We start from the raw sequence: 11,100 nt of genomic DNA on the forward strand, positions 1-11,100 counted from the left end.
CTGAAATCTCAATTACGTAGTTTGCCAATCGCAAAAGCTGCCTTGACTAAAGTTTCATACCAAGCTTGTCAAGGAATTAAGAATAGGATTGAAGGGATTTAACTTCAAGTGTCCCTGTTATAATTTTCTCAATTGCCTGAACCGTTGCGTTAGCCCCAGCGACTGTCGTTGTGTAAGGCGTTTTCATAACAAGGGCCGTATGGCGAATATCATAGCTGTCAAGAAGTGCCTGAGCACCTTCCGTCGTATTGAAGACCAATGCAATTTCGCCATTCTTCATAGTATCGATGATATTTGGTCGACCTTCCATCACCTTGTTCACGCGGGTCACCTCAAGGCCCTGTTCACTAAAGTATTTCGCGGTTCCACCGGTAGAGACGATCTTGAAACCAAGGTTGATCAGCTTGGCAACGGCATTCTTTATCATTGCCTTGTCAAGGTCTTTGACTGACACGAAAACAGTTCCTTCGGTTGGAAGTTTGACCCCCGCTGCAATCTGGGACTTCAGAAAAGCAGCGCCGAAATCCGTATCGATCCCCATAACCTCACCCGTGGAACGCATCTCCGGTCCCAAAATCACATCCACGCCGGGGAACCGGGAGAACGGGAAAACTGCTTCTTTTACAGTCACATGGTCAAGTTTTCGATATTTAAGGTCGAACGCAGCCAGCTCTTCGCCCGCCATAACGCGTGCGGCTATCTTGGCAATGGGGTAGTTAATGCTTTTAGCAACAAAAGGAACAGTGCGGCTTGCCCGAGGATTAACCTCCAGAATGTAAATGACGTCGCCCTTGATCGCGTACTGGACGTTCATCAAACCAACGACATTTAGTGCGAGAGCCATGGCTTCTGTTTGCCTTTTGATCTCCGCGATAAGCTCATCCGAAAGCGTATGTGGCGGTAGTGCGCAGGCGCTATCACCCGAGTGAATGCCTGCTTCCTCGATATGTTCCATGATGCCGGCGACAAAGACCGATTTGCCGTCACACAAGCAATCGACGTCGACTTCAATTGCGTTCTGAAGATATCCATCAACCAGAACCGGGTTTTCGCCAGAAACAATTACTGCTTCACGCATATAGCGTTCAAGTGATTCACCATCGCGGACGATTTCCATCCCGCGACCTCCGAGAACATAGGACGGGCGGACAACAACGGGATATCCAATTCTTTCCGCGATGTCGAATGCCTCTGGAACAGACCGGGCAATACCATTCTCGGGTTGTTTAAGATTTAGTTTGTGAAGAAGCTGCTGAAACCTTTCGCGGTCTTCAGCAAGATCAATCGCGTCTGGCGACGTGCCAAGGATGGGAACGCCTGCCGCTTCCAATCCGGCGGCAAGTTTGAGCGGGGTCTGGCCGCCAAACTGAACGATCACACCATGGAGCGTTCCATTCGACTGTTCTTTTCGGATAATCGCGAGGGTATCTTCAACAGTTAGGGGCTCAAAATAGAGCCGGTCCGAGGTGTCATAATCGGTGGACACAGTCTCCGGGTTGCAATTGACCATGATGGTTTCATATCCCGCCTCCGAAAGGGCATAGGCGGCGTGAACGCAGCAGTAGTCAAACTCTATCCCCTGACCGATACGGTTTGGACCGCCGCCCAGAATAATGACTTTTTTCGCGTCGGTCGGTTCTGCTTCACAGACGGTGTCGTCCCATTCGTTGCCTTCATATGTCGAATACATATAGGGCGTTTGGGAAGGAAACTCTCCGGCACAAGTGTCGATACGTTTATAGACCGGCTCTATCCCAAATTTTTTCCGCGCAGCACACACATGCGCTTCCCGCGTCCCGGCAAGTTCAGCAAGCCGCTGATCACTGAATCCTGTTGATTTCAGTTTGAGAAGGCCGCCTTTTGTCGTGGGAATACCATTTTCCTTTACCGCATTTTCCAGCTCGACGATGGATTGGATTTGGGCAAGGAACCAGGGTTCATACTTGCTAGCGGCCCGAACTTCCTCAAGGGTCAGACCTTCGCGGAAGGCTTGCGCGATATTCAGAATGCGTTCTGGCGTCGGTTGGGCGAGGATGGCCTGAATGCGTTGTTTGTCCGCGTGCGGCTCACCGGGGCCCGTGAAGCTTTGCTCATTGAGACCGGTAAGGCCGGTTTCCAGAGACCGCAGCGCTTTTTGCAGGCTTTCCGTAAATGTCCGGCCGATCGCCATGGCCTCGCCGACAGACTTCATAGCGGTCCCTAGTTTTGCTTCGGCACCGGTGAATTTCTCGAAGGTGAAACGCGGAATCTTGGTAACCACATAGTCAATGGTTGGTTCGAACGATGCGGGGGTGACGCCGGTAATATCGTTATCAAGTTCATCAAGCGTATAGCCAACGGCGAGCTTGGCGGCAATTTTTGCAATTGGGAAGCCAGTCGCCTTGGAGGCTAGCGCGCTAGAGCGAGAAACGCGTGGGTTCATCTCAATAATAATTAGGCGGCCATTTTCCGGATTAACAGCAAACTGGACGTTGGAGCCTCCGGTCTCCACCCCGATTTCCCGCAATACGGCAATCGAGGCATTACGCATAATCTGGAATTCTTTGTCGGTAAGCGTCAGAGCCGGGGCGACCGTGATAGAGTCGCCTGTATGGACGCCCATCGGATCGACATTTTCGATGGAACAAATGATGATGCAATTATCCGCCTTGTCGCGGACAACTTCCATCTCATATTCTTTCCAACCGACGATGCTTTCTTCCACTAATACTTCCGTAGTGGGGGAAGCATCCAAACCGCCAGTGACAATCTCTTCAAATTCTTCGCGGTTATAAGCGATCCCGCCGCCCGTTCCGCCCATCGTAAAAGAAGGACGGATAATACAGGGGAGATTTACCTCCTCCAGCACTTTCCAAGCTTCCTCTAGTGTGTGGGCGACTGCGCTTAATGGCATATCGAGGCCGATTTTCAGCATTGCAGTGCGGAACTGGTCGCGGTCTTCTGCCTTGGCAATGGCTTCTCTGTTGGCGCCGATCAGCTGTACGCCGTACCGCTCAAGCGCCCCATTTTCGGCGAGCGCCAAGGCTGTATTCAGCGCGGTCTGTCCGCCCATGGTCGGCAGAATGGCGTCCGGCCGCTCTTTCTCTATGATTTTCTCAACGATCTCCGGTGTGATGGGTTCCACATAGGTGGCATCGGCCAGACCCGGATCGGTCATGATTGTCGCCGGATTGGAGTTCACCAGAATGACCCGGTAGCCTTCTTCTTTCAGGGCCTTGCAGGCCTGAGTGCCGGAATAGTCAAATTCACAGGCCTGGCCGATAATAATGGGCCCGGCGCCGATGATCATGATGGACTGAATATCGGTACGTTTAGGCATTTTTTCTATCGACCAGATCTATAAACCGTTTGAAGAGATATTGGCTGTCCTGCGGGCCGGGGCTTGCTTCGGGATGGTACTGCACGGAGAAAACCGGCTTACCATCGACCTTAAGCCCTTCAACCACGCCGTCGAACAGGGATTTGTGGGTCTCCGTCACCCCATCGGGCAGGCTGTCTCGCTTGACGACGAATCCATGATTTTGCGAGGTAATTTCGACCTTGCCTGTTGTCAGGTCCTTGACCGGCTGATTGGCGCCGCGGTGGCCCTGATGCATTTTCATTGTTTCCGCACCGAGTGCTATGGCCAGCATCTGATGGCCGAGGCAGATCCCGAAAGTGGGGACGCCGCTATCAACACATTCACGGATTACCGGCACAGCATATTTACCGGTTGCGGCCGGATCGCCGGGACCGTTGGCGAGGAAAATTCCGTCTGGCTTGAGTGCCATGATTTCATCATAGGTCGCGGTCGCCGGTACCACCGTGATACGGCAGCCAAGCTCCGCCAAACAGCGAAGGATATTCCGTTTCACTCCGTAATCGACGGCCACAATATGGCGCGTAGGTTTTGTCTGTGCACCGTAACCGCTCTGGATGTTCCAGTTTGTCTCCGACCACTCATAGGGTTCTTTGCAGGAGACCTCCTTCGCAAGGTCCATACCTTCCAGGCCCGGCCAGCTTGCGGCCTTTTCATGAAGAGCGGCAATATCAAATTTGCCATCCTTGCGATGGGCGATGACGCCGTTGGGTGCGCCGGATTTGCGGATAAAATGGGTGAGGCGGCGCGTATCGATGCCGGAAATACCGACTAGTTTGCGAGATTTTAGCCACTCATCGAGGGAGCCAATTGCGCGCCAGTTCGCAGGGTCTGTAATATCGGCGCGGATAATCAATCCATTTGCGGCAATACCGGAAGTTTCTATATCCTCATTATTGAAACCGACGTTTCCGATATGGGGAAATGTAAAGGTTATGAGCTGTCCGGCAAAGGAGGGATCCGTCAGGCTTTCCTGATAGCCCGTCATCGATGTATTGAAGCATACTTCACCGACTGTGTCGCCTTCGGCGCCGATACCGAAGCCGTGAAATACGGTGCCATCGCCCAGCACAAGGACCGCTGTCGCCATCCGTTCGCTGTTCAGATCGACCGCGTCTCCGCTGTTTTCATAAGACATGATAATAGGGACCCTCTTGCGGTAATTCCGCTGAGCCGAAATTTCTCTGGCCTGATAGTTGAATATTGCGCAGCAACATAAGCAGTTTGTAGTAGCGCGTCAAGTTTTTCGACGCAAAAAATAATCTTTAAAATCAATGACTTAGCAATAATATTTGGTTTGCCTTAAACCATGGTTTCAGCTAGTATGTCGCCTTTCTTCACTATAGATTCGGATATTTATGTTACGGAACGAAATAAAAGAGTCACTAAAAGTAGCAATGAAATCAAAGGATAAGCGGCGGATCTCAACGTTACGTCTTATCCTTGCAACATTGCAGGACCGGGACCTTGCCGCGCGAGATAAAGGCGCGGAAGAGGGAATCACGGATGACGAAATTCTGCAGATGCTGACCACTATGGTGCGTCAACGGAAAGAATCAATTGCCGCTTATGAAAAGGGCGGTCGGGTTGATCTCGCCACAGCGGAGCAGGAGGAAATTGATATTATATCAGACTATCTGCCGAAGCAGTTTGACGAGGCGGAAACCCGCAAAGCGGTGGAGGCTGTTATTGCGGATATAGACGCTAACGGCCTGAAGGATATGGGGCGGACAATGGATGAGCTGAAAACCCGGTATGCCGGTCAGATGGATTTTTCCAAGGCGAGCGCTATCGTAAAGGATACGCTTGGCGCGTAAACCTGTCGGATAGATTTTAGATGATCATCATTTAATAATTTAACCGGTTAAATTATTAAATTAGGTTGGACAAAGAGATGGCCTTTCCGCCACATTTCATGGAAGAGCTTAAGGCGCGTGTAAGCCTCGCGGATTTAATTGGTCGCCGAACAAAACTCACCAAGAAGGGCCGGGAATATTCCGGCCTTTGTCCGTTTCATAATGAGAAAACCCCCTCCTTCACGGTTAATGAGGAGAAGGGTTTCTATCACTGCTTCGGTTGCGGTGCCAATGGCGACTTGATTGAATTCGTCAAACAGACCGAAGGGGTGGCTTTTCCTGAAGCCGTTGAACGGCTCGCAGCGCTTGCCGGTCTGGAGATGCCGGTGGAACGGCCGGAAGAGAAAGCACGACAGCAGCGCACCGCCACGCTTCATGACGCCATGGAGCTGGCCGGGAAATGGTTTTCCTCCCAATTGGCGAGCCAGGCCGGAACCGGTGCACGAGGGTATCTATCTCGCCGTCAGGTATCAGATGCAGCGGTCGCAAATTTTCGATTGGGCTTCGCACCAAATAGCCGAACGGCCTTAAAGGAAGCGTTGATAGCGCGCGGTGTGACGGAAGCGACGCTGATCGAAGGGGGGCTTATCATCAAGCCAGACGATGGTCGGGAGAGTTATGACCGCTTCCGCGACCGCCTGATGTTTCCTATCACGGACCGGCGGGGACGTGTAATCGCCTTTGGTGGGCGGGCGCTCGGCGATGCCCCGGCCAAGTATCTAAATTCCCCCGAAACGCCTCTCTTTCACAAGGGGCATGTTCTTTATAATTTGGCATTGGCGCGTCAGAAGACATTTGATTCCGGCATGATCATTGTAGCCGAAGGCTATATGGATGTGATCGCGCTGAGTGAAGCGGGTTTCACGCAATCAGTCGCACCGCTTGGAACTGCCATTACTGAAGATCAACTGCAAATCCTTTGGAAGATGGCGGCGGAGCCTATTTTGTGTCTTGATGGCGATACGGCGGGTTGGCGTGCAGCGTTGCGTGCGTCGGAACGTGCCCTGCCGCTTCTCCGTCCGGGCCATTCTTTGAGATTTGCGTTGCTCCCGGCCGGGCTTGATCCGGATGACCTTATCCGGAAAGAGGGCGCCGGCGCGATGCGGGCCATTCTTGATAAAGCCCTGCCGCTGTCAGAAATCCTCTGGCGGAAGGAAACAGAGGGCCGTTCTGTTGACACACCAGAGCGGAAAGCAGCTCTTGAAAAAGCTTTATATGGTTTGTGTGATGAGATGCGCGATCCAGCAGTGCAAGGGTATTATCGTAACTTTTTTAAAGAAAAGCTCTGGCAGGCTTTTCGGAAGAAACAGGGCGCAACTGAACGAACATTAAACGGGCGTTCAGATCGTAATCGATTCGGGCGATTCGCGAATCGATCAGGTGATTCGCACAAAATGCCCTCGGCCACCCTTCGAAAGGCATCTGTGCCGGATGGTGCCCGACGAGAGGAATTAATCCTGCTAACCGCAGTAAATCACCCGGAAATACTGGAAAATCACTTTGATACTCTGGCGTCGTTGCATCTCGCCAGCCCTCAACTTGACAGAATACGGCGGGCAATAATAGATATTGCTACGGTCGAATCATCCCTTGACTATTCAGGCATGGCGCACCATTTAGCTAAACGTAATTTGTCTGAACAGGTAAAGAGATTGCAGGGGCCGACAACCAAGTCACTGGACTGGTTTGTTGATCCTGCTGCGGCAAATGAAGACGCGCTGAACGCTTGGCTACATATTGTGGACCGCCACAAACTGGAGGCACTGCAAAAAGATCTGGAAGCGGCGGAGCGTCAATTGGGAGAAAACGTAACATCGGAAAATCTCGATCGATTGAAGATGGCGAAGAAAGCATTGGAGGAGGCCTCGGGGAATGAGGCGAACCTTGACGGTTTTGGACTGGCGTCCGGCCGCAATAAGATTGTTTAGACAGGCAAGCCCATTTGGACCCGCAAGGGCGGGGCAGATTTAGCGGAATTTTTCAGGAGTTAGAATTTATGGCGACAAAGAGTGCGGAAGCCGTTGATACGTCGGATCAGAGCGATGAAAGTCCTGATAGCCCGTTAATTGATGCCTCGCAAGCAGCTGTTAAGAAGATGCTCGCGAAAGCGAAGGAAAAGGGATATGTGACCTTCGACGAGTTAAACGCGGTGCTGCCTCAGGATCAGATGTCGTCAGAGCAGATTGAGGACACAATGTCCTTGCTCTCGGAAATGGGCATCAATGTTGTCGAGAATGATGAAGAGGGCGGAGATGAAACGCCTGCGCCTCAGAGTAAAGACAGTGATGACGATGACGATGACGAGGTGCCGGAAAAAAGCGTAAAGGAAACGCCAGAAAAGCCTGCATCAACTGCGGGTGATCGCACGGATGATCCCGTCCGGATGTATCTGCGTGAAATGGGTACAGTAGAGCTTCTCTCGCGTGAGGGTGAAATCGCCATCGCAAAGCGGATTGAGGCCGGTCGGGGTAAACTCATTGGTGCCATTTGTGAAAGCCCGCTAACCATTCGTGCTATTCTGAACTGGCGCGAATTGATGCTTCAGGAAAAGCTCCTGCTACGGGATGTGATCGACCTTGACGCGACGTATGGCGCGGGCGCGGCGGCTGAAAAAGCGCTGCAAGAAGGGTTTAGCGAAGATAGCGAGGACGACGAGCTTCCCGCTAAGGGCCTGAGCGAGGATGACGAAGACAGCGATTCCGATTCTGAGGAAAGTGACGACGACAAAGAAGAGGAAGACGGCGAAGAAGGCAGCAGCAAGGAAAGTGACGACGACGAGGATGACGCCGAAGAAAATACGATGTCTCTCGCGGCCCTTGAAGAGACACTGAAACCGGAAGTCTTCGAACGTTTCGATGAAATTGCAAAAACATATAAGAAACTGCATAAACTTCAGGAGGCTCGTCTGACGGCGGCACTGGAAAATGAATCCGTCTCTAACTCGCAGGAAAAGAAGTACGAAAAGCTGAAGCTTGAATTGGTGAAGCTTATGGACGATGTCCATCTCACAAACAACCGAATTGAGGCGCTGGTCGACCAGCTATACGGTATTAACCGTCGGCTGATGAGCCTGGAAGGCAAGCTTTTGCGTCTGGCTGAGCGTCACAAGGTTTCCCGCGCGAGCTTTCTCGAAAATTATTTCGGAAATGAGCTCGATCCCGGCTGGGTAGATAAAATGGGGGTCCTCAAGGCCAAAGGCTGGAAGGATTTTGTCGCGAATGAGACGAGCAGCATTGGTGATATTCGAACCGAAATTATCAAAATCAGCTCCGAATTCGGTATGCCGATGAATGAATTCCGCCGCATCGTCAGCACGGTGCAGCAGGGCGAGCGGGAGGCCAGCCGCGCCAAGAAGGAAATGGTAGAGGCCAATCTCCGTCTTGTTATCTCAATTGCCAAGAAATACACTAATCGCGGACTGCAGTTTCTTGACCTCATTCAGGAAGGTAATATCGGCCTGATGAAGGCGGTTGATAAGTTTGAATATCGCCGCGGCTATAAATTCTCGACTTACGCAACCTGGTGGATACGTCAGGCCATTACCCGCTCGATCGCGGACCAGGCCCGGACCATTCGTATTCCGGTGCATATGATTGAGACGATCAATAAGCTTGTCCGGACGTCACGTCAGATGCTCCATGAAATTGGCCGTGAGCCGACGCCGGAGGAGCTGGCCGTGAAGCTTGGCATGCCACTTGAAAAAGTGCGTAAAGTCATGAAGATCGCCAAGGAGCCGATCAGCCTCGAAACCCCCATCGGTGATGAAGAAGACAGTCATCTGGGTGATTTCATTCAGGACGAGAATGCAGTTCAGCCTCTCGATGCGGCGATTCAGTCGAATTTGCGCGAAACCACGACACGGGTTCTGGCCTCTCTCACCCCGCGTGAAGAGCGTGTGCTGCGCATGCGCTTCGGCATTGGCATGAATACAGATCATACGCTGGAGGAAGTGGGTCAGCAGTTCTCGGTTACTCGTGAACGTATTCGCCAGATTGAAGCAAAGGCGCTTCGCAAGTTGAAGCATCCGAGCCGTTCACGTAAACTGCGGAGTTTTCTTGATACTTAATCAGGCGCGCCAACGCGTCGATAAAATTGGTGAAAATTCATTTCGCCAATTGCGTCTCTTATGCGAACAGGCTAAATAGTCACGAATAAGGGCTATTCACGTCAGTTTGATATGACGGAACAAAATTCGGGCCTGTAGCTCAGCTGGTTAGAGCCGTCCGCTCATAACGGACTGGTCGTAGGTTCAAGTCCTACCGGGCCCACCACTCATACAGAGGCGAACCTTGGTCCAGTCCAGGTTCGCCCCTGAACCCCGCAGTTCCGGGGCCTTTGGCGATATCCCCTGTGAACAGAGACGCTCACATGAGAGTGAATAAGCCGCAATTCGGCATTCGTCTCTGTCGTACTGTTTCAGGGTCCAGTTCATGGGATATTACGATGCGCTATTGATGGAAACCGAGCCGTTTTCGCTGCTCATCCCAGTCGGTCGGGAGTGGATTTATTTTTTTGAGGGATTTGACATTCAACGTCTCCGGCTGACGGCCGTTAAGAATATTCTCAATGATGGAGGGCGCCAGGAAGGCAAGCGGAAGTATCCGTGTGATCTCCGTATCAAAGACCTTTTCACGCTCGGCGATTTCCTTCACTGATCCGGCATCCCCTGATGCCAGTTGATCAAACCAATACCTGCCCTTTGCAATCAGACGACAGAGATCCGGATCAGTCTGGCCTTTCGTCGCACCAGCAATGACCAACTTTGCCTCGACACCCTTACGCTGCAATTTAATGTCAATTTTGAGAGTGAGGACGTTGCGATCTTCGTTCTGACCATCGGACATTTTGATTTGCAGTAGCTTGGCCAAAGCCTCTCGGCTCAGTTCAATTGAGATTGAATCTGATTTGAGCTCAACCCGATGGATGACCGCCTGTAATAGATCCTTCCGAGAAATGGAATTGTCGCTCATGATCTTTTCGGCCAGCGCGATGGCCTGTTCGTTTATCACTTGCAAGTCAGGCAGGCTGTGGTCCATGAGATGCAGGACATCAATTAATCTGCTTTGATCAAGAAGCAGTTCTTGTATGGGGCTGATGATCGCTGTTTCAAGGGTTTGCGCTGGTAGCCGCCATCCACCTGCATCCGGTTCAGCATCCTGCGCCAACTGTTTCGAGATATAGTAGCGATACCGCTTGCCCTGTTTGCTGGCTTGGGCCTGATAGAGCGGTTCTCCTTCTTCGTCGAACACCAACCCGGTGAGCAGAAACGGTGCCTTCACATTTGTCGGCGAAGATCGCTTCCTACTGTTGCCACTCATCGTCTGCTGAACCTGGTCCCAGGTTTCCTGACCGATGATGGCTTTATGCATCCCGGGAAAGGTTTCTTCTTTGTGCGGGATCAATCCTATATACAGCGGATTGGAGAGCAGCCGATACAGATTGCCTCTCAGGAATGGCTTGCCGCCCGAAATAGATCCATCCTTTCGGACAACCCTCTTGGTCCTGATACCGAGGCGATCTGCCTCTGCCTTTAAAAGCCGGACCGTCCCGAGCTCGATATAAAGGTTAAACAGCTGTCGGACAGTGGCCGCCTCCTTTTCATTGATCACTAGCTTGCGATCCATAACATCATAACCCAGCGGCAGATTACCACCCATCCACATGCCTTTCTTCTTGGAGGCCGCGATCTTGTCGCGGATCCGCTCGGCGGTGACTTCCCGTTCGAACTGGGCAAAGGAGAGCAGCACATTCAACGTCAGCCGACCCATGGAGGAAGTGGTATTGAACGCTTGGGTGACCGAGACAAAAGAGACGTCCTGTTGATCCAGCTTCTCAATGATCTTGGAGAAGTCAGCAAGCGACCGTGTGAGGCGATCCACCTTATAG

At 51.9% G+C, this 11,100-nt stretch carries 6 protein-coding genes and 1 tRNA gene; 4 read left to right on the forward strand and 3 right to left on the reverse strand.

All coding sequences use genetic code 11. The features are described from left to right. Positions 1-76 precede the first annotated feature (76 nt). Both carB and carA read right to left on the reverse strand, forming a co-directional pair. Entirely contained in the window at positions 77-3,319 is a 3,243-nt protein-coding gene (gene carB, locus LKE13_RS18070; RefSeq protein WP_227953161.1) for a carbamoyl-phosphate synthase large subunit, read from the reverse strand. Next, positions 3,312-4,496, reverse strand: coding sequence for a glutamine-hydrolyzing carbamoyl-phosphate synthase small subunit (gene carA, locus LKE13_RS18075; RefSeq protein ID WP_227953163.1), 1,185 nt, complete (start codon positions 4,494-4,496; stop codon positions 3,312-3,314). Before carA ends, carB begins: the two co-directional genes overlap by 8 nt. Before the next feature lie 220 nt (positions 4,497-4,716). Here carA and LKE13_RS18080 point away from each other — a divergent pair, with 220 nt between their 5' ends. From LKE13_RS18080 to LKE13_RS18095, 4 genes are all read left to right on the forward strand, one after another. After that, complete coding sequence (locus tag LKE13_RS18080) at positions 4,717-5,175, forward strand: GatB/YqeY domain-containing protein (protein ID WP_227953165.1); 459 nt, start codon at positions 4,717-4,719, stop codon at positions 5,173-5,175. Between the two features lie 77 nt (positions 5,176-5,252). After that, the gene (gene dnaG, locus LKE13_RS18085) at positions 5,253-7,142 is read left to right on the forward strand and encodes a DNA primase (RefSeq protein WP_227953167.1); all 1,890 of its coding nucleotides are present in this window, start codon (positions 5,253-5,255) and stop codon (positions 7,140-7,142) included. A 68-nt stretch (positions 7,143-7,210) separates the two neighbouring features. After that, a complete protein-coding gene (gene rpoD, locus LKE13_RS18090; RefSeq protein ID WP_227953169.1) occupies positions 7,211-9,280 on the forward strand; it encodes an RNA polymerase sigma factor RpoD in 2,070 nt (689 codons plus the stop codon). 128 nt (positions 9,281-9,408) lie between these two features. Then, positions 9,409-9,485 (forward strand) — tRNA-Ile (locus tag LKE13_RS18095). A 177-nt stretch (positions 9,486-9,662) separates the two neighbouring features. Here the strand turns inward: LKE13_RS18095 and LKE13_RS18100 are convergent. After that, on the reverse strand, positions 9,663-11,100 hold a 1,438-nt coding region (locus tag LKE13_RS18100), incomplete at its 5' end, for a recombinase family protein (protein ID WP_227953170.1).

Origin of the sequence: Sneathiella sp. HT1-7, from assembly GCF_020731145.1 — a bacterium.
Classification (GTDB): Bacteria; Pseudomonadota; Alphaproteobacteria; order Sneathiellales; family Sneathiellaceae; genus Sneathiella.